We start from the raw sequence: 21,235 nt of genomic DNA on the forward strand, positions 1-21,235 counted from the left end.
CGTTCCGCAAGTGCCATGTCCCGGTGAACGGGAGGACACCAAGCCTGGTGTTCCCCACGCGGACCAGGACGTTGCCGACGAGGAAATGCGCGCAAACTGAACCCTCACGCTATGAAGAGGCAGGCTCAGCCTGCCTTCTTCCGCGGCTTTCCAGGACCGTCCGCAGGGCTTTTACGACGGCTGCGTGGCTTGGCGCCCTGTTCTTCCACCTCCTCTTGCTTCTCGGCGTCCTTGGCTGCCGGGCTCTTGCCGGACTTGCCTTCCAGGCTCCGCCTGAGCAGTTCGGTCAGATCGATCACATCCGCGCCGCGTGCTTCGGCCGGTGGTTCCCCACTGCCAACCTCGGCCAGTTCGCCCTGATGCGCCTTCTGCTCCACCAGCGTCATGATCGCGTCCTGGAAATCGTCGCGATACTGTCTGGGATCCCAGTCCTCGCTCATGTCTTCCACCAGCCGCTTGGCCATGTCGAGCTCGCGGGGGTTGAGCTTGGGCTCGATGGCTTCCTCCTTGAGCTCCAGATACTCGATGCCACGAACCTCGTCGGCCCAGCGCAGGGTATTGAGCACAAGCGCCTTGCCCATCGGCATCACCACTGCGAGGTGCTGCTTGTTGCGCAACACCACTTGGGCAATTCCGACCTTGCCGGTCTGCTCGAGGGTTTCCCGCAGCAGCGCATAGACCTTTTCGCCGCGTCGCTCCGGTGTCAGGTAATAGGGCGTGTCGATATAGAGGAAGGACACCTGGCTGGCGTCGATAAAGGAAATGATGTCGACGGTCTGGGTCGCCTCGGGATAGGCCGAACGGATCTCGTCGTCACTGAGAACCACGTACTGACCTTTCTCGTACTGGACTCCTTTCACCACGTTTTCGCTCTCGATTTCCTCGCCGGTGGTCTTGTTGATGCGCTTGTAACCCACACGGTCCATGCTGCGCTTGTCGAGCCAGTCGAAATCCACACCCTGGCGCGAAGTTGCCGGCACCAGGGCCACGGGGATATGCACCAGGCCGAAACTCACGGCGCCTTTCCAGATGGTACGGGGCATGCTCAATCCCTCCGTGAGCGCCGGGCCATTCGGCCCGGCGAGGGTGATCAACCGTTGACGACGGTACCGCCATTGACGTGGATCACCTGGCCACTGATGTACGAGGCGTCATTGCTGGCCAGGAACACATAGGCAGGCGCCACTTCTTCAGGCTGTCCCGGTCGCTTCATCGGTGTGTTGGCACCAAAGCTGGCGACCTTGTCCGCCGGGAAGGTCGAGGCGATCAAGGGGGTCCAGATTGGCCCGGGGGCCACGCCGTTGACCCGGATGCCCCGCTCGGCCAGGTTCATCGCCAGCGAACGGGTGAAGGCGACGATGGCACCCTTGGTCGAGGAATAGTCCAGCAGCATCGGGTTGCCCTTGTAGGCGGTGATCGAGGTGGTATTGATGATCGACGCACCCTTTTGCAGGTGCGGCAGGACCAGTTTGGTCAGTTGGAACATGCCAAAAATGTTGGTGCGAAAGGTCCGCTCCCACTGCGCCTCGCTGATGTCTTCGAGTCCCTGCTGCACATGCTGCTCGCCAGCGTTGTTGACCAGAACGTCGATGTGACCCCAGGTGTCGATCACGTCCCGGACCACCTTCTCGCAGAAGTCCGCGTTGTCCACGTCGCCGGCGTAGGTCATGCAACGGCGGCCGTACTTCTCGACCACCCGCTGAGTTTCCTCGGCGTCCTGATACTGATCCTTGTAGAGCACCGCCACATCGGCGCCCTCGCGGGCGAAGAGCACCGCCACCGAGCGGCCGATACCGCTGTCGGCACCGGTGACGATGGCCACCTTGCCCTCCAGCTTGCCGGCCGCCTTGTAGTGTTCGCCTTCGTAGCGGGGTGGTGGATCCATCAGGCCTTCCTTGCCCGGTACTGGCTGTTCCTGGGGCGGAAGGGTGTTGTCACTGCACATGCTGCCTCCAAAATCTGCGCGGGGTAGTTTCTGGAGGACGGCTGCGGAGTGGGAAAAGTTTCTGCGCGGCGATGGCCGGGGCCGCAGGGCCCGGCGCCGAGACGCAGCCCTGCGCGCCTCAGTCGAGCGCGTCCCAGCCTCCACCCAACGCGGCGATCAGCAGAACGCTGGCAGTCAGGCGGTTGCCCAGCAGCATGAGGTTGGTACGCTCGCTATCGAGTGCGTTGGTCTGCAGGGTCGCCACGCTGAGAAAGTCGACGATACCCGCGCGGTACTGGTTTTCCATCAACCGCAGCGACTCCTGGGCGGCCTGCAGCGCTTCCTCCTGGACGGCCGCCTCTTCCTGCAGCACGCGGATCTGCACCAGATAGTTTTCCACCTCGCGCAGGCTGTCGAGAACGGTCTGCCGGTAATGGGCGACCACTTCGTCGTAGCGAGCTTCGGCCAGTTCGACCTCGGCACGCCGGGTGCCGAAGTCCAGCAGGCTGAGCCCCAGTTGCGGCCCGAGCGACCAGAAGCGATTGGGCACGCTGATCAGGTTGGCGAGGCTGCTGTCGGCATAGCCCCCGCCGGCGCTGAGCACCAGATCGGGAAACCACGCCGCCTGGGCAACGCCAATGCCGGCGTTGGCGACCATCACCCGGCGCTCGGCAGCGGCCACGTCGGGGCGCCTTTCGAGTAATTCCGAGGGTAGCCCGGCGGGGATCAGCGGCATCCCTGGCAGCTCCTCGCGTCGCTCGATGGCAAAGCCTGCCGGCGGTACGCCCACCAGAACGGCGATGGCGTGCTCGTGCTGGGCACGCTGCCAGCGCAGGTCGATGGCCTGGGCTTCGGTGGTCTTGAGCTGCGCACGGGCCTGGGTCACGTCGGAGCGGCGGGCGATGCCGGCGTCGTACTGGTTCTGGGTCAGGCGCAGCGTCCGACGGTAGGCCTCCAGCGTCTGCTCGAGCAATTCCTGGTGAACATCCAGCACGCGCAGTTGCAGGTAGGTCTGGACCAGTTCGGCCTGCAGGCTCAGGCGGACCGCTGCCAGGTCCGCGGCGCTGGCACCCGCCGAGGCCCGGTCTGCCTCCAGCCCGCGACGCAGCCGCCCCCACAGGTCAGCTTCCCAGGAGGCGTTCACACCCAGCTCGAAACGTTCACTGACCGCGCCGCCCTCCGCCGTGGTGCCGGCGCCCTGGGACTGCCCCGAGCGGCTGTAGCCAGCGTTGCCGCTGACGAAGGGGAACAGCTGCGCACGGCTGCCGCGTACCAAGGCGCGCGCCTGTCGGTACTGCGCTTCGGCGGCGGCCAGGCTCTGGTTGTCCAGATTCAGCCGCGCCACCAGCGTATCCAGTTCGGGGTCGCCGTACAGGGTCCACCAGGTGCCACGGATCAGGGTGTCGCCCGGCGAAGCCGGTTTCCAACCTTCGGCATGGGCGAATTCGGCCACCATGGGCACCTCGGGCCGTCGATAGTCGGGTCCCAGGGTGCAGGCGGTAAGGGTCGTGGCGGCGAGAAGCACGGCCAGTGGCTGCAGCAGAACAGGAAAGGTCATAGCGGTTGATCCAGGGCGGCATCACTGCGCACGCCACGCCAGTGATTGAAGCGGTGCCGCAGTCGGTCGAGATACAGGTACACCACCGGCGTGGTGTACAGCGTGAGGATCTGGCTCAGCAGCAAGCCACCGATCACCGCGAGGCCGAGCGGCTGGCGAAGCTCGGCGCCCTCGGCACCACTGAGCAGCAGAGGCAGGGCGCCAAACATGGCCGCCAGGGTGGTCATCAGGATCGGCCGCAGGCGCAGCAGGCAGGCCTGGCGAATCGATTCCTCGGTGGTGAGGCCGTCCTGCCGTTCCAGTTGCAGGGCGAGATCGACCATCAGAATGGCGTTCTTTTTCACCACACCAATCAACAGGAACAGACCCAGCAATGAGATCAGGCTGAACTGGCCACCGGTGGCGAAGATGGCGAGCAAGGCGCCGACGCCGGCCGAGGGCAGTGTGGAAAGGATGGTCAGGGGATGGATGTAGCTCTCATAGAGGATCCCTAGCACGATGTAGACCAGCACCAGCGCCCCCAGAATCATCAACGGCTGGCCCTGCTGCGCCTGCTGGAAGGCGCTGCCCGCGCCACCCATGCGGCCCTGCACTTCGCTGGGCAGGCCGATCGCGGCCACTGCTCGTTCGATGGCCAGCGTAGCCTCGTCGAGGCTGACCCCGGGGGCCAGGTCGAAGTCGATGTTCTCCGCGGCGAACTGACCGTCATGATGCACCCGGTCCTCCTGCAGGCTGCGCTCGTAATGGGCGAAAGCCGAGAGCGGAACGCGGTGGCCACCGGCCGCCACCACATGCACCTGCTCCAGCACCGAGGGATACTGGGCATACTGCGGGTCGATCTCCATCACCACCTTGTACTGGTTCAGGCTTTCATAGATGGTCGACACCTGCCGCTGGCTGAAGGCGTTGTTCAGCAGGGTCGACACCGTGCGCATGTCCACGCCTAGCCGCTGCGCCGCAGCGCGGTCCACCTGCAGGGTGATCTGCTGGGCGCCCTCGCCTTCGCTGGCGTCGATACTGGTCAGCTCCGGCAGTGCCTGTAGTGCACGGGTGACGCGCGGCAGCCAGGTGCGCAGCTCGTCGAGATCCCCGGACAACAGCGTGTAGCTGTAGTTGGAGCTGCTCTCGCGCCCGCCACTGAAATATACGTCCTGGTCAGGCCGCAGGAAGAAGCGGGCACCGGGCACCGGCGGCTGGTTGCGGCGGATACGCTCCACCACCTCCTGGGCCGACAGGCCGCGCTCGGCCAGGGGTTTCAGGCGGACGATGACGAAGGCGTTGTTCACCCCGCTCTGCCCACCGACGAAGCCGGCCATGCTCTCGACCGCCGGATCGGCCAGCACGGCCTGGCGAAACGCCTCGATCTTGGGCTGCATCACCTGGAACGACATACCGTCATCGCCGCGAATGAAGCCCGACAGCTGGCCGGTGTCCTGCCCTGGCAGAAGAGTCTTGGGCACCTCGATGTAGAGCACCACGTTCAGCGCAATGGTCGCCAGCAGGGTCAGCAGGGTGAGGAAGCGATGGCGCAGCACCCAGCCAAGGCTGCGGTCGTAGTGGCGCAGCAGCCATTGATGCGTGGCATGACTCCAGCCCTGCAGGCGACTCTGGCGGTCGGCCTGGTGCGCTTGCAGCCAGCGGGCGCAGAGCATGGGCGTCAGCGTCAGCGACACCAGCAGCGAGATGAGGATGGCCGCCGCGAGGGTGATCGAGAACTCGCGGAACATCCGTTCCACCAGCCCCCCCATGAACAGGATGGACACGAACACCGCCACCAGCGAGAGGTTCATGGACAACAGGGTGAAACCCACCTCGCGGCTACCCAGGTAGGCCGCCTGCAAGGGTGGGACGCCTCGGTCGATGTGCCGGGTGATGTTTTCCATGACCACGATGGCGTCGTCCACCACCAGACCGGTGGCTACGATCAATGCCATCAGAGAGAGAATGTTCAGGGAAAAGCCGGACAGGTACATCACCGCGAAAGTGCCCACCAGCGAGACCGGTACCGCCATCGCCGGGATCAACGCACTGCGCAACCGGCCGAGAAACAGCAGCACCAGCAGCATCACCAGGCCGACGGCGATCGCCAGGGTCCGCTGGGCTTCGTGCAGGGTCGCGGTGATCATCGCCGAGCGGTCCTGGGCAATGGCCAGACTGACACTGGACGGAAGAATGGCTTCCAGTGCTGGCAGTTCGGCGCGGATACCCGCAATGGTCTCGATGATGTTGGCGTCAGCCTGGCGGTTGATGATCAGCAGCACCGCATCCTGGTCATTGAAGAAGCCGTTGTTGTAGCGATCCTCCACAGCGTCGTAGACCCGCGCCACGTCGTGCAGGCGCAGCGTGGCGCCGTCCTGGTGGCGGATGATCAGTGGCATATAGTCGGCGGCGCGGTGCAGTTGGTCATTGGCCCGCACCTGCCAGCTCTGCGAGGCATCCTCCAGGGTTCCCTTGGGACGTCGCAGGTTGCCCTCGGCGATGGTCTGGCGCACCTCGTCCAGCGACACCTGATACTGCTCGAGCTGCTGTGGCTGCAGCTCGATGCGCACCGCCGGCAGCGAGCTGCCGCCGACCTGCACCTCGCCGACCCCGGTGACCTGGGAGAGCCGCTGCGCCAGGATGGTCGAGCCGATGTCGTAGAGCTGGCCCTGGTCGAGGACCTCCGAGGTCAGTGACATCACCATGATCGGTGCCTGGGACGGATTGACCTTGCGGTAGGTGGGCATGCTGCGCATACCGCTGGGCAAGAGATTGCGCGAGGCGTTGATCGCCGCCTGGACGTCGCGCGCGGCGGCATTGATGTCGCGGTCCAGGGCGAACTGGATGGTGATCCGCGTGTTGCCCTGACTGCTGCGGCTGTTCATCTGGTCGACTCCGGCGATGGCCCCGAGGGCACGCTCGAGCGGAGTGGCCACCGTGGACGCCATGACTTCCGGGCTCGCCCCGGGCAGGTTGGCCTGCACGGTGATCACCGGGAAATCCATTTTCGGCAAGGGTGCCACTGGCAGGAAGCCGTAGCCGAGGGCGCCCAGCAAGAGGATCGCCAGACTCAACAGCGTTGTGGCGACAGGCCGGGCGATGAAGGGCGCCGACAGGTTCATGCGGGCCGGCCCGCACGACCGGCAAGAACAGGCGCGACCGGCAGCCTGCACTTCATGCTACCGCTCCCGGAGTATCGTCGCGCCGCCGGAAACGCCGGCCCAGGCGGTCGAAGAACAGGTAGATCACCGGCGTGGTGAACAGCGTCAGCAACTGGCTGGCGATCAGCCCGCCGACGAGCACCAGGCCCAGCGGCTGGCGCAACTCGGCGCCCGTGCCCGTGGACAGCATCAGCGGAATCGCCCCGAACAATGCCGCCAGGGTGGTCATCAGAATCGGCCGGAAACGCAGCAGCGCCGCGCGATAGATGGCATCGCGCGGCGACAGCCCATCCTGCCGCTCGGCCTCCAGGGCGAAGTCGATCATCATGATCGCGTTCTTCTTGACGATGCCGATGAGCAGGATAATGCCGATGATGGCGATCAGGCCGAGTTCGGTTCCGGTCAGGAGCAGTCCCAGCAGGGCACCCACCGCCGCCGACGGCAGGGTCGAAAGGATGGTGATCGGATGAATGTAGCTTTCGTAGAGCACGCCCAGGACGATATACATGGTCACCACCGCGGCCAGGATCAGCCACAGCGTGCTCGACAGCGACGCACGGAAGGCTTCGGCGGCGCCCTGGAAGTAGGTCTGGATCGCCAGGGGCAGGCCGATCTCGCCTTCGACCGCCTCGATCACCGCCACGGCCTCGCCCAGCGAGACCCCTTCGGCGAGGTTGAACGACAGGGTGACGGCCGGAAACTGGCCGATATGGTTGATCAGCAGCGGCGCTGCGCGCTGCTCGGCGCTCACCAGGCTGGACAGGCGCACCGGCGCTCCTCCCTCGCTGCGCACGAAGATCCGCTCCAGCGCCTGCGGGCCGCTCTGCGCAGCCTCGGCGGAGAGCACCACGCGGTACTGGCTGGCCTGGGTGAAGATGGTCGAGATCTGCCGCTGGCCGAAGGCGTCGTACAACGCATCGGCGATGTCGGCGACCCGGATACCCAGCCGCGATGCCGCGTCGCGGTCGATTTCCAGATGTAGCTGCAGCCCGCGATTCTGCAAGTCGCTGGCCACGTCGGTCAGCTCCGGGCGCGCTCGCAGGGCATCGACCAGGCGCGGGGTCCAGGCCTCCAGCAATTCGCCGTCCGGGCTCTGCAGGCTGAACTGGTATTGCGTGCGGCTGACCCGATCCTCGATGGTCAGGTCCTGTACCGGCTGGAGGTAGAGGTCGATGCCGGGCAGGCGTGCCAGCTCGGGCCGCAGGCGATGGATCACCTCGCTGGCACTGGCATCACGCTCGCTGCGCGGCTTGAGGTTGATCAACATCCGGCCGCTGTTGAGGGTGACGTTATCACCGTCCACACCGATGTAGGACGACAGGCTCTCTACCGCTGGGTCCGCCAGGACGATTCGCGCCGCCGCCTGCTGGCGCTCGCTCATGGCCTGGAAGGAAATCGACTGCGGCGCCTCGCTGATGCCCTGGATGGCCCCGGTGTCCTGCACCGGGAAGAAGCCCTTGGGAACTGCCAGATAGAGCACCACCGTCAGGCCCAGGGTAGCCAACGCCACCAGCAGGGTCAGGGTCTGTCGGCCTAGCACCCAGGTCAGCCAGCCGGCGTAACCGTCGATCAGCCGCGACACCCAGTCCGGCTTGCGCTCGTGAGGCTCGGCCTTGAGCAGACGCGCGCACATCATGGGGGTCAGCGTCAGCGAAATGACCAGCGAAAGCAGGATGGCCACCGACAGGGTCACGGCGAATTCGCGGAACAGGCGCCCCACCACGTCCTGCATGAACAGCAGCGGGATGAGTACGGCGATCAACGAGAGCGTCAGCGAGACCAGGGTGAAACTGATCTGCTTCGCCCCCTTCAGCGCAGCCTGCAGGGGCGTTTCGCCCGCCTCGAGGTGACGCGAGATGTTCTCCAGCATGACGATGGCATCGTCCACCACGAAGCCGGTGGCAATGGTCAACGCCATCAGGGTCAGGTTGTTCAGCGAGAACCCGGCCAGGTACATGATCGCGAAGGTGCCGACGAGCGACAGCGGGACCGTGATCGATGGAATAAGGGTGGCGGAGGCGCGCTTGAGGAACAGGAAGGTGACCAGCGTCACCAGGCTGATGGCCAGCAGCATCTCGGTCTGCACGCCGCGGATCGCGGCGCGGATGGTCTGGGTGCGATCGGTGAGGATCTGAATGTCCAGACCCGACGGCATGCTGGCGGCGACTTCGGGCAGCAGCGCCTGGATTCGCTCGACCACCTCGATGACATTGGCGCCGGGCTGGCGCTGGATGTTCAGCAGCACCGCACGATTCTCGTTTGCCCAGGCGGCAAGGCGCTCGTCCTCGGCCCCGCGATAGATCTCGGCGACATCCTTCAGGCGCAGCGCCGCCCCGCCTTCGTAGCTCAGGATGAGTTCGCCGTACTCTTCCGGCGAGCGCAACTGGTCGTTGGCGTCGAGCATCGACACCCGGGTGGGCCCGTCGAAGTTTCCCTTGGGCTGATTGACGTTGGCCGCATTGATCAGGTTGCGCACATCCGCCAGCGACAGACCATAGGCTGCCAGCGCCTGGGGGTTGACGCGAATGCGTACCGCCGGGCGCTGACCGCCCGACAGGCTGACCATGCCGACGCCGCGAATCTGGGCCAGCTTCTGTGCCATGCGAGTGTCGACCAGATCATGCAGGTCGGTCAGCGACATGCTCTCCGAACTGATCGCCAGGGTCATGACCGGCGTGTCGGCGGGGTTGACCTTGTTGTACACCGGTGGGGTCGGCAGATCGTCGGGCAGCAGATTGCTGGCAGCATTGATCGCCGCTTGTACCTCTTGCTCGGCCACGTCCAGAGGAATTTCCAGGGCAAACCGCAGGGTAATGACGGAGGCGCCGCCGGAACTGGTCGACGACATCTGCCGCAGCCCCGGCATCTGGCCGAATTGCCGCTCCAGAGGGGCAGTCACGGCGCTGGTCATGACGTCGGGGCTCGCGCCAGGGTATAGCGTCATCACCCGGATGGTGGGGTAATCCACCTGGGGCAAGGCGGAAACCGGCAACAGCCGGTAGGCGAGCAGCCCTGCGAGCAGGATGGCGACCATACTCAGGGTGGTCGCCACCGGCCGGAGGATGAAGGGGCGCGAGAGGTTCATCGGCCCAGACGCTCGACGGCAGGTTCTTCCAGCGCTTCGCCGGCACGCCCCACCACGTCCACGGCGGAGCCGTCGCGCAGTCGGTCAGTGCCCTCCATTACCACTCGGTCGCCGCCCGCCAGGCCACCCAGCACTACGGTCAGGGCGCCGTCGGCAGGGCCGAGTTCGACCGAGCGAATCCGGGCGAGGCTCTGTTCGTCGACCACATAGACAAAGGCACCGCGCGCTCCGTACTGGATCGAAGCCGAGGGCACCACGACAGCGTCGTCCAGGGTCTGCACCCGCAGCCGGACGTTGACGAACTGATTGGGCAGCAGCAGTTCGTCGTTGTTGTCGAACTGCGCTTTCAGTCGCAGCGTGCCGGTGGCTGCATCGATCTGGTTGTCCAGGCTTTGCAGCACGCCTTCGGCAAGCAATTCCCGCTCGCCGCGGTCCCAGGCCTGCACCACCAGCGCCTCGCCCTGCCGGAAGCGGGACACCACCGGCGTCAGGTGACCCTCGGGCAAGGTGAAGGACACGGCGATCGGCTGGGTCTGGGTGATCACCACCAGAGGGGTCTCGGCGTTTGCCGTCAGCAGATTGCCCACATCGAGCTGACGCAGGCCCAGGCGGCCCTCGATGGGCGAATGGATACGGGTGTATTCGAGATTGAGCCGGGCTTCTTCCACTGCCGCCTGGTCGCTGGCCAGGGTGCCGCGATACTGCTCGACCTGTGCCTGTTGGGTATCCAGTGTCTGGCGGGCGATGCTGTCCTCGGCGAACAGGCCCTTGTAGCGATCCAGGTCCACCTGCGCGTTACGCAACAGGGCCTGATTCTGCTGAAGCATGCCCTGGGCCTGGTTCAAGGCGACCTGATAGGGCCGAGGATCGATCACCGCCAGCAGTTGGCCCGCCTCGACTCGCTGGCCCTCGGTGAAATGCACTTCCATCAGTTCACCGGCCACGCGGCTGCGGACGTTGACGGTGTTCAACGGGGTCACCGTGCCCAACGCCTTGTGGAAGACCTCGAACGGCCGCTGATCTACATCGGCCACACGTACCGGCACGGCGGCTCCGGAGCCGCCGAAACCCGGCCTTCCGCCTTGCTGCGACGGCTGGTCTGCGCTCGGCCAGAGCCACCAGGCAACCGCCATCACCACGACGATACATATGCAAACCATCATCCAGACGAGGCCGGTACGGCTAGCGGGGGCGGTCGAATCGGGCATAAGAATGAGTTCGTTTCAAAGGAAGCGGGAACCATAAGCACTCTCGCCCTTGCGGCAAAGCGCTTTTACGGCATTTTTACCTTTGCGTCCGTCGCCCCACCCCGGAACCGGGCCTAGGTCATCATGTCTACTCGTGGTCTACAGGCAAGGGAAGTTGGCCTGCCTGCCATTGCCGCTTTCGGGAACTCAAGGAATGAATACATCGCTCGTCCTCCTCGCCTTGACCGTCGGGAGCTTTCTTCTCGGTTTCCTGAGGGATGTCTTTATTGCGAAGGCGTTCGGATTGAGCTGGGAAGCCGACCTCATCTTTGTCGCATTGGTCCTGCCGCTGTTCTTCGAGCAGTTTCTCGGTCTGGCCCTGCGCGACGCCATGATTCCGTATCTGCAAAAGCTGCGCACCACATCCGAAACGACCTTCCGCGCCGTGGCCCGCTGGCTGTACTGGCGTGCCACCCTGGCGAGCCTGGCGGTCACAGGACTTGGCATTCTTGTCAGTTTCTGGCTGATGACTGCCCTGGCCCCAGGCTGGACGCCGGAGCAGGTCGAAACCGGGCAACTGGTGTTCTGCGTCGGCATATTGCTGATTGCCGTGCAGGGCGTGTTGTACTGCCAGGGCGCGCTGTTGAACATGGACCGGATCTTCATCCTGCCGATGACCCGCACCCTGCTCCTCAACGCCGGCGCGATCATCGGGATCCTGCTGTTCGAGCCCAGCGGGATGGTGATTTTCATCGGCATGCTGATCCCCCAGATCGCCCTGATTCTTCTCCAGCACCAGCGCATCGGCTATGTGAACTGGCGAATGCAGGGTGCCCAGGAACCTGTGGGCAAAGGCCGAGGCGGCGAGTTCGGGCTGGCCTTCGCTCCCGTGCTGCTGGCCGCTGGCGCGCAGCAGAGCTGCATCCTGGCGGAGCGGATGTTTGCGTCGTTTCTCGAAGACGGCAACATCACCATGCTGTCGTTCGCCTTTCGCATCGTCACCATCCCGCTGACGCTCTATGCCATGTCGGTACTCTCGGTGCTTTTCCCGCAATTCGCTGAAAGCTGGAGCAAGGGCGAGCATGGCGCTCATGGCGAAGCCATCCGCAAGGGCCTGCTGGCCACGCTCCTTTTCCTCGTCCCCGCTGCGGTGGTGCTCTGTTCGTTTCCCGAAACGGTGGTCTCGGTGTTGCTCGAGCGCGGCCGCTTCGGCGCCGAGGAGAGCGCCGCCACCGCGACGCTGGTAGTGGCCTATGCCATCAGCCTTCCGGCCATGGGCCTGGCCTTGCTCTGGGGGCGCGCCCTGTTGGCGCAGAACCGGGCACGGGTGTTTCTCCTCATCACGCTGTTCAGCTCGGGGCTGACCATCGCCCTGGACGCCCTGCTGTACCGCACGCTGGGCGCACAGGGCCTGGCGTTGGCCTTCTCGGCCGGTGCGATGCTGCAGGCCTCGCTGATGGGGATAGGCGTCTATCGCATGACACCCGCCGGCCTCGGTCTGTCGCTGCTGCTGCGCTGGGCGGCCACCGGCGCGGCGATCGTCGCGGCCCTGCACTACCTGCCCAAACCCCAAGGGCTGATCGAGCTTGTCCTGTATGTCCTCGCGGTACTGGTTGCCTTCGCCCTGGGCGTGACGGCATTGGGCGAACGCGACCTGTTCAAGCGCAGCTACTGGTCGATGAAGCGGGCCTGATCGGCAAAATTCTGATCGTAAAAAAAACCGCTGCCAGTCACGGCAGCGGTTTTTTGTGGCCGAGGCCTGGGTCAGCCTCCCAGCGCCACCATCCCCCGCAATCCGGGTGCCCAGGTGGAAACGCTGAGCGCTGCCGGCTTGGCCAGCAGCTCACGCTGCGCCAGGACGATATCCAGCGCCCTGCTCGGCTGCATGTCGAGGTCGTCGAAGGTGATCAACTGACCCGGTTCCACAGCCCGCTTGAGCGTCGTCCCAGCCAGCAGCCCGATCGGCACATGGTCCGGATTGTTCGAGAGTTTCAGGGCCTCGCCGCGGAACTGGAAGCCGCCGATGCCGCGCTCGATGAACTGGCCAGGTTTCATGGCGTGCTTGGCGATGGCGCCGACACCCAATGTGGGGGCCGTGGAATTGTTGAGCAGGATCTTGTTGCTCGACAATACACGCCTGACAGTCTTGCCCACTTCCAGCGAACACAGATGGAAAGGCCGGGTCAGGACATAGTACGGACCCGGCCCCAGCTTGAAGTACTGGATGGCCGGCGCCTGGTCTTCGTCATGGCGACAGACCAGAAAGACTCCGCCCGCCGGATAGCCGTTGGGAACCACATAGTCGACGATGGGCTGCCCGAGCCGCTCGGCCATGGCGCCCAGCACGCTGCCGGATTCGTTGAGATCGGTCGAAGCCAGCCCTTCCAGGCCTTGGCGGGTGATGGTGGCGCCCAGCCCATTGCCAACGATCACCTGCTCGATCTGCACCTTGGTGCCATCGGTGAAGGAAGTGGTCTGATCGACGCTGATGCCCTGTCGCTTGGCCCAGTAAGCCATGTCTTCAGGCGTCGGGTTATGGTTCAGATAGCCCTTCATGTTGCCGTAGACGAGGGGGCGGAACCCCATCGCCAGCGCATCTTCATGCAAGGCAGCCAAGGATCCTGGCTGATCCCCCTCGGCTTCGGTCATGAACCCCTGGCCCGCGAGATAGGAGCCGGTGGTGACCTGAAGTTCGGCATTCACGGTGACCACCGGAAGCCCTGCCTGGAAGGCGCGCTCTATGACCTCGGTGCCATGAAAGACATCGCCACTGCACTCGATGAGGATGTCCGAATTATCGATCAGCTCATCCAGCGAATTGGTCAGTACCTTGTCCAGCGGGAAATCGGGAATACTTCCGGGAGGTCGTCGGGTGAGCACCCGAGAGATAGTCAGATCATCGTAGTGGCGCATGATCAGGCGGACTATTCCGTGTGCGATCATGCCAGTTCCTGACACACCAACTCTCTTAACGTTTGTGTTAGACATACAGCGAATCCATGCAAATGGGCGTCATTGGTTTTCGACAGCACGGCGGTGAAAAAATTTTCGTGATGCTTTGCAACAAATGGAAATTTTTTTGCCAATGCGCCGAAGCCGAACTGGGCTTTTCCCCTGCAAGGAACCTAGCGCCGCCTCCCTGGCTTCGCTAATCATGTCTGACGAACGGTCACCTCTTGTCCTGTAGGAAATTGACTACAACCGCTCTGGAATGCACCCCGGAGGCGCCGGGGTGCCAGAGGCAGAGCGCCACTATGTTTTACCGAAATACTCCCGGGTCAGCTTGACCACCACCGGGCTCAACAGCAGCAGGGCGATGAGGTTCGGGATTGCCATCAGACCGTTCAAGGTGTCGGCCAGCAGCCAGGCGAAATCCAGTTGCGCCAGCGCGCCCAGCGGAACCGCCAGCACCCAGACGATGCGAAACGGCATCACCGAACGCGTGCCCGCGAGGTAGATCCAGCATTTCTCGCCGTAGTAGCTCCAGCCAAGAATGGTGGTGAAGGCGAACACAACCAGCGCAATGGTCAGGAGCGCAGCACCAAAACCGGGCATGGCCGACTCGAAGGCCGACGCTGACAGGGGGGCACCACTGGCGCCGCTGTTCCAGACACCGGAGGCAATGATCGCGAGTCCTGTCATGCTGCAGACAATGATGGTGTCGATGAAGGTGCCCATCATCCCGATCAGGCCGGAACGCACCGGGCTGTTGGTGGTACCTGCTGCCTGGGCGATACCGGCGGTGCCCAGCCCGGCCTCGTTGGAAAAGATGCCCCGCGCGACACCAAAGCGAATGGCTGCCATCACCGCTGCGCCAGCGAAGCCCCCGGTGGCGGCAATCGGCGTGAAGGCATGGGTGAAGATCAGGTCGAACGCCGCCGGAATGGCCGAGGCATAGATGACCAGGACCACCAGGCTGGCAAGGATGTAGAGGATGCACATCAACGGTACCAGCGAGGCAGCGACGCGTCCGATCCGCTTGATGCCACCCAGGATCACCAGGCCGACCAGGACCATGGCGATCACGCCGGTGAGCCACAGCGGGACGGAGAAGGTGCTCTCCAGCGCCTGGGCCATGCTGTTCACCTGCACCATGTTGCCGATGCCAAAGCCGGCAAAGCCGCCGAACAGGGCAAAGGCCGCGCCCAGCCACAACCAGCGCTTGCCCAGGCCATTCTTGATGGCGAACATCGGCCCGCCGACGAACTCGCCGCGCGCATCCTTCTCCCGGTAGTGCACGGCCAGTACCACCTCGCAATATTTGGTGGCCATGCCCACCAGCGCGGTGCACCACATCCAGAACAACGCACCCGGTCCACCAAGGAAGATGGCGGTTGCCACGCCAGCGATGTTGCCAGTGCCCACGGTCGCGGCCAGGCCAGTCATCAGCGCCTGGAACGGGCTGATATCACCCGGCTCGTCGCGACCCTTGACCCGCCCACCCCACAACAACGAAAAGCCCCGGCCAAGCTGAATCAACGGCATGAATTTGAGCATGATCATCAGGATCAGGCCGGTACCGAGGATCAGCACCAGCATCGGTGGTCCCCATACGATGCCGTTGAGCCAATTGACCAGGTTGTTGAGGACGTCCATGCGAAGCTCCTTGATGAGCGCTAGAGAAATCGGTGACGCGTCGCCGCGTCAGGCGCCGCGATTGTCGAACTGTTTGCAAAAATTGCAGATTTCATGCCGTCTCGCTCCACAAGCGTGAAGAGAGACGGTCGCATTAGAAGTCCCGGCGATAGAAGAGGTCCAGCGAACTGGCCAGCCCACTGGCCGCCTCGAGGAACAGGCGCCTCGTGAGACGGTAGCGCAAGGCGATGGTGTTGCCCGGCTGGAACACGCCCACGCCATAACGCAGGGACAGTCGCTCGGTCAGCTGGCCACTGGCGACAACGCTGGTGGTGTCGCCGGAACCCTCGGTGTCGATCTGGAAATCACGAATGCCGAACATGTCCGCCACCGCCCCGGTAATGGGTGCACTGCCCGCCAGACCCAGGCTGAGCGCTGCCTGGGCCAGCATGTTGCTGTCCCCCCCGTCGGCGCCGAGCGGTCGGCCCAGTACCAGATAGGCCAGGGCCTGGTCCTGGTTCATGCCCGGCTCGGAGAAGATCTCCACCCGTGGATGGGCAGCACTGCCGGTGATGCGCAGTCCCACCACCACATCGTCTTCGTCGATGCTGCGGATCGCCTCGATGTCGAGAAACGGCTGGGCGACCGGGCCAACGAACAGCAACTGCGCACGCCGCAGCGTCAGCCGCTGGCCATAGGCGCGGTAACGCCCGTCGACGAGATTGAGCTCCCCCCGGGTGTCCAGATCGTCCCCGATGTGCAGGAAGCCGCGCAGGTCTGCGGTCAGGCCAAAGCCGACAAATTGCAGCCGGTCACGGCCGACATCGACGTCGATGTCCATGGCGATCTCCAGCGGCACGCCTGGTTCCTGCTCTTCTTCGCCGACGATGACCACGTCCGGCGATACCTGCACCGTCGCCGGTGGCAGCTCTCGTACCTCGATGAGGCCGCGCGGGACATCGACCTTGCCGCTCACCGCCAGTCGCTCCTCGGCAAAGCGTACCCTTAGGGAGGTGGACGCCTCCAGGCGGGCATAGGGTTCCACAGTGATGGGCAGGTTCTGGCCATCGATGGTCAGGTCTGCCTCCAGATTCTCACCCCAGCCGAGGGTGCCTCCAAGCTGCCCGCGGCCGCGCTCGCCGCTGCGCCAGTCACCTGCCAGGCGCGCACCTTGGCCTTCGATGAACAGCTGCACCTGTAGCGCCTCGAGCCGCAGCGGCAGTTCGCTCCCCCCGATCAGCCCATCACGCAGGCTGAGCTGGCCATTCACCAGCGGCTGTTCAAGCGTACCCGACAGCTGCCCATCGCCGCTGAGAACGCCCTGTAGTTCCTCGAGTTGCGGCACGAAGGACCGCGCCACGCCCAGATCGAGCCCGCGCAACATGAACTCGCCATCCATCGGCATGGCCGGGTCTTGCGGATCGAGGCGTCCCTGGACGACCAGCGTGCCCAGGTCGCCGCCCTCGAAGCGCAACTCGGCATCGGCGTATTGCGGCGTCAAGTCGGTTTCCAGCGACAGCCTGGTGTATGGAAAATCCAGCCACTGGTCCGCCTCGCGCAGACGCAGCACACCAGGGCCGGCATCGATCCTGGCGAACCCCTGCGGCCCCGCCTCCGGCAGATCGATTTCGAGGTCGGCGTTGACTTCGCCCTGCCAGGCGAAGTCTTCCGGCAGGAATTCAGCCAGGCTGTCGAGCGGAAAGTCACGTAGTCGATAGCGCAGCTGAGGATCCGGCAGCAGCCGCTGATCGTCGGCGCAGAGCGTGGCGGGCGCCGAAGACCAGCAATGCGCGCCAAGCAGTACGCGGCCATCACCCCGCCGTTCCACGGTCGCCGGGTCACGCAGGACCCACTGCTGGCCATAGCCCTCGATGCGAGCGCTGGCCAGCCTGCCGCGCCAGTCGTCGTTATGCAGCCCACCCTCGGCGGCGAGATCGATTTCCGCGAGCGGGCCCTCCAGAGACAGCGTCGCGCTGTGCTCGGCCTGGGTCCCGGAGGCCTCCAGCGTGAGATCGCCCACTGAGGTGCCGGCGGCATCGATCGAGGCGGCGCGCAGGCTGAGCTGGCCCCGCTCGCCCTCGCTGAGCGAGGCCTGTAGCTGCAGCGATTCGATGCGGTTGTTCTCGAAAGCGAGCGACCGCCCGCTCAGGTCCAGGCGTCCCTGGGGCGATTCGAGAGTGCCCGCCAGGCCCAGCTGTCCACGGGCCTCACCGGCAAGGCCAGGCCAGAGCTGGGCGAGTCGCGCCAGGTCCAGCTCCAGGGCACCTTCCAGCGCCTCGGCAAGGCGGCCGCTGCCCGAGACGCGGTTGTCGCCCATGCTGAGATCGAGCACCGGCACCTCCCAGCGCTGATCGACCCCTGCCGCCTCCAGGCGCAGCCGGGTGGGAAGATCGCGCAACTGTCCCTGCAGGTCCAGGTTGGCCTGCGCGCGCAACCGCTCGTCGCGCAACTCACCTTCGCTGACCAGTGATCCGCCGAGACGGCCGGGCAACTCAGCCACCCAGTAGGCCGGGTCCAGCTCACTCAGTTGCAGCCGCGTGCTCCAGTCGATGCCCTCGGCAAAGCCGAGACTGAGGTTGCCTTCGGCCCGGCCCTGCCCCGCGATCAACACCAGTTGCGGCAGATGCACCCGCTCAAGATCACCACTGACCGGGCTGCCCAGACTGAAATCTCCCGCCGGGCCACTCAGCTGCGCCTGGAAGTTGCCCAGATAGCTCTCGCCCGCGTATTGCAGGTCAGCCTCCAGCGCACCCAGGGCAACAGGCGGCTCCTCCTCCATCGGATAGAGCCGCTGCCAGGGGAAATCCCGCCACTGCAGTTTGGCCTCGGCTTCGAGCTCCTCTTCCCAGTCGACCCGGCCTGACACCCTTACCCAGCGGTCATCGCCAGCATCGAGGCGCAGCTCGTCGAAGCGTGCCCCCAGTTGAGTGACCAGCCCGTCGAGCACCAGGGCAACGGCGCCGCCGTCACCGGCCAGACGCGCGTTGCCGAGCAATCGGTAGCCCTCCTGCATGTCGCCTGTGGCGGTCAGCTCCAGCGTATCGACGCGCAGTGAGTCGGGCAGGTCCGGGCTGGCCTTGAAATCATCGCTGGTGATACGCAGGCTGGCCGGCAGGCGCTCGTCCATCGGGCTCGCCTGCCCTGTGACTTCTGCATTGAGAAAGCCGTGGCTGGTCACCTGCAGCTTGACCACATCCTTCAATTGACCCTCGAGCAGGATGTCCAGGGTCCAGGGCTCGTCCACCAGCGCCAGTGCAGCGTTGCCCTGCAAACGCAGCGGCCAGTCGGCATGGGGGTCGAGACGCCCGGCAAGCTGCAGCTGGACATCCTCGCGGATGACCTGCAGCCGATGAATATCCAGCCCCTCGTCACGCCAGTCGGCGCGCAACTGGGCCGAGCGGAGCTGCTCGGCATCGTTCAGGGTGACGCGGCCGATATCCACCTCGCCGATTTCCAGCGCAAGGGGCAGGCGCAGCTCCGGCAGGCTCGGCGGCTCGGCCTCGGCCGGCTCCTCTTCTTCGGACGGCGGAAAGGTCAGGCTGATCGTCGTACTGCTCAGGTGATCGATACACAGCGTCCGCTGCAACAGACAGGACGGCCGCCAGCGCATGTGTGGCTGCTCTACCACGACCTGGTTTTCATCCTGAACCCAGACCAGGCGCTCGGCACGCCATTGGCCGCCCAACCGGCCCTGGAATCCAATGACCTCGACCCCGGGCGCCCTGGACAGCGCCCAGCGAGCGCCCGCTTCGGAGCCCAGCAGTACCCCCAGGGCCATGAGCACGATCAACAGCAGGACCAGCAGCCCCAGGAGAACCCATTTGACCAAGGACTTCATAGCTCAGGGCCCACCGTGAAGTGCAGGCGCACCCCGCCGTCGCTGTCGAGCGGATGCGCCAGATCGACACGAATGGGGCCGACCGGCGACACCCAGCGAACCCCCACGCCCACGCTGCTCTTGAGCGAAGGAAGATCCAGGGAGTTGAAGGCATTGCCTTGATCGATAAAGGTCGCCACCCGCCAGCGGTCCGTCAGCGCATACTGGTACTCGGCGCTCGTGGCGAACTGGTAGCGTCCACCCACCCGGTCACCTGCTGCATTGGTTGGCGACAGGCTCTGGTAATCATATCCGCGCACGCTCTGATCGCCGCCGGCAAAATAACGGAGCGAAGGTGGCACGGCGCCATATTCGCCACTGAGATTACCTCCCACCTGCAGCCTGCCGAGAAAGCGATGCCGGTCCCACAGGGTGATCAGGCCGCGTAGGTTGGCGTCACCGTGGACGAGGTCGGTGTCCGACAGCAATCCCTCCTTTGCCACCGACAGCGCGAACCCGAGGCGATAACCCCGGTTCGGGTCGACGCGGCTGTCGCTGCGCAAAAAGCTGTAGGCCACCCCGGGCATCAGCAGGCTGCTGGTGCCCGAGTCGTCACCGAGGTCGTACTGCTCGTGCTGCCATTTGAGCGAGTAGATCCGATCCCAGCCATTGGGCAGTTGGCGGTGCCATTCCGGCCCGACCGTCAGCAGGCGGCTGATACTGTCAGTGCCGGCAATTTCCTCGTACTGGTAGCCGCCTGCAAAGCGCAGCTTGTCAGTCAGCGGCGGGTCACGGGGCATCTCGTACCAGAACGCGAGGTTCTGCCGAGGCGCGGCGACTTCCGCCTCGACGCCATAACGGTGGCCCTGCGGGTTGATCCAGTGGCGAATCCATTCGAAGCGCAAGCGCGGGCCCACGTCCGTGGAGAAACCAGGCCCGACGCCAAGTGTGCGCGGCGGTCGCGCGGTGAGATTGACCACTACCGGGATGACCTCCTGCTCGGCCATGGCGGGATTGGCGTCCACCCGAACGCCCGAGAAATAGCCGCTGCCCTGCAGTGCCTGGTTCGCTTCGGCGATCTGCTCCGCGTCGTAGGGCTGGCCGCGCTCAAGGGTAACCATGCGTTGCAGCAGGTCTTCATCAAAGGGCGCGTCACCTTCGAAACTCAGGTTGCCGAGCCGATAACGCGGGCCGCTGTCGAAGATCAGCTCGACGTTGGCCAGTCCGGCCTCGGGGTCGACTTCGAGCCGCTGGCGGGTGAAGCGACCGGCGAAGTAGCCGTACCTCGACGCCTGGTTGAGGATATTCTGCTTGGTGTCTTCGTAGCGCCCATGATGCAGGACCTCGCCACGGCGCAGCAGATCCCGCGGCACAGTGAAGCCTGGTTGCTGCGCTGCAGGCCCCTGAACCCGAACGGTGACATTGCCCAGCCGTACCGGTGGGCCGCTGCGTATGCGCAGGATCAGACTGGGGGTCTCGCCGCCGCGCACCTCCGCCTGGATCTCGCTGCGGTAATAACCCAGCGCCTGTAGCGCGCCTTCGGCCTGGCCCACGGCGATCGGCCGATAACGGATCAGTTCCCGCTCGCTCCGATCACCGAGATCGCCGATGTGGTTGATGATGTTGTCACGCAACTCGGCGTTGCTCGGCTGCAGTCGGACCTGCAGATCCGCGGCCGCAACAAATGAGGACAAAAGGGAGAGCACCGCCAGACTGATGAGGTGTTGCCATTTGTAAGTATGCATATGCGCAGATGCTAGGGCCTGTACGAAAAGTCAGCCGAGCGAAGGTCAAGCAAGGCGAAAAGCGACGAGGAAGCGGAGTTTACTATCGTAAATGAGCATTCCGAGCCGCTTTTCAACGCAGCATGACCGAGCGCAGGTACTTTTCGTACAGAGCCTAGCACGGACCAGAAGCCTGTCCCGAGTGAGAAAGCCCGGCTTCCGTTC

At 64.7% G+C, this 21,235-nt stretch carries 11 protein-coding genes; 1 reads left to right on the forward strand and 10 read right to left on the reverse strand.

The annotated features are described in order from the left end of the window. Positions 1-125 precede the first annotated feature (125 nt). The 6 genes from ku to ACFOMF_RS06395 all read right to left on the reverse strand — a co-directional run bounded on the left by ku (position 126) and on the right by ACFOMF_RS06395 (position 10,870). Positions 126-1,043, reverse strand: a complete 918-nt coding sequence (gene ku, locus ACFOMF_RS06370) for a non-homologous end joining protein Ku (RefSeq protein WP_386362466.1) — start codon at positions 1,041-1,043, stop codon at positions 126-128. A gap of 47 nt (positions 1,044-1,090) precedes the next feature. Further along, positions 1,091-1,945, reverse strand: coding sequence for an SDR family oxidoreductase (locus ACFOMF_RS06375; protein WP_386362468.1), 855 nt, complete (start codon positions 1,943-1,945; stop codon positions 1,091-1,093). A 118-nt stretch (positions 1,946-2,063) separates the two neighbouring features. After that, complete coding sequence (locus ACFOMF_RS06380) at positions 2,064-3,482, reverse strand: efflux transporter outer membrane subunit (protein ID WP_386362471.1); 1,419 nt, start codon at positions 3,480-3,482, stop codon at positions 2,064-2,066. Next, positions 3,479-6,583, reverse strand: coding sequence for an efflux RND transporter permease subunit (locus ACFOMF_RS06385; protein ID WP_386362474.1), 3,105 nt, complete (start codon positions 6,581-6,583; stop codon positions 3,479-3,481). The genes ACFOMF_RS06380 and ACFOMF_RS06385 overlap by 4 nt, the downstream gene beginning before the upstream one ends. 52 nt (positions 6,584-6,635) lie before the next feature. Beyond that, entirely contained in the window at positions 6,636-9,707 is a 3,072-nt protein-coding gene (locus tag ACFOMF_RS06390; protein WP_386362477.1) for an MdtB/MuxB family multidrug efflux RND transporter permease subunit, read from the reverse strand. Continuing rightward, positions 9,704-10,870: an MdtA/MuxA family multidrug efflux RND transporter periplasmic adaptor subunit gene (locus tag ACFOMF_RS06395; protein WP_386362742.1), complete on the reverse strand. Its 1,167-nt coding sequence runs from the start codon at positions 10,868-10,870 to the stop codon at positions 9,704-9,706. Before ACFOMF_RS06395 ends, ACFOMF_RS06390 begins: the two co-directional genes overlap by 4 nt. A 238-nt stretch (positions 10,871-11,108) precedes the next feature. On the opposite strand from ACFOMF_RS06395, the gene ACFOMF_RS06400 reads away from it, so the two are divergent. Further along, positions 11,109-12,587, forward strand: coding sequence for a lipid II flippase MurJ (locus ACFOMF_RS06400; protein WP_386362480.1), 1,479 nt, complete (start codon positions 11,109-11,111; stop codon positions 12,585-12,587). Positions 12,588-12,658: 71 nt separating this feature from the next. Here the strand turns inward: ACFOMF_RS06400 and ACFOMF_RS06405 are convergent, their stop codons facing one another. The 4 genes from ACFOMF_RS06405 to ACFOMF_RS06420 form a co-directional block, all read right to left on the reverse strand. Continuing rightward, entirely contained in the window at positions 12,659-13,837 is a 1,179-nt protein-coding gene (locus ACFOMF_RS06405; RefSeq protein WP_386362483.1) for an NAD(P)-dependent oxidoreductase, read from the reverse strand. Between the two features lie 309 nt (positions 13,838-14,146). Continuing rightward, entirely contained in the window at positions 14,147-15,490 is a 1,344-nt protein-coding gene (locus tag ACFOMF_RS06410; protein WP_386362486.1) for an alanine/glycine:cation symporter family protein, read from the reverse strand. A gap of 133 nt (positions 15,491-15,623) precedes the next feature. Beyond that, complete coding sequence (locus tag ACFOMF_RS06415) at positions 15,624-19,307, reverse strand: translocation/assembly module TamB domain-containing protein (protein WP_386362489.1); 3,684 nt, start codon at positions 19,305-19,307, stop codon at positions 15,624-15,626. Then, on the reverse strand, positions 19,304-21,031 hold the full coding sequence (locus ACFOMF_RS06420) for an autotransporter assembly complex protein TamA (RefSeq protein ID WP_386362491.1): 1,728 nt from the start codon (positions 21,029-21,031) through the stop codon (positions 19,304-19,306). Before ACFOMF_RS06420 ends, ACFOMF_RS06415 begins: the two co-directional genes overlap by 4 nt. Positions 21,032-21,235 lie beyond the last annotated feature (204 nt).

Source organism: Stutzerimonas tarimensis (genome assembly GCF_042648805.1).
In the GTDB taxonomy this organism is placed as follows: Bacteria; Pseudomonadota; Gammaproteobacteria; order Pseudomonadales; family Pseudomonadaceae; genus Azomonas; species Azomonas tarimensis.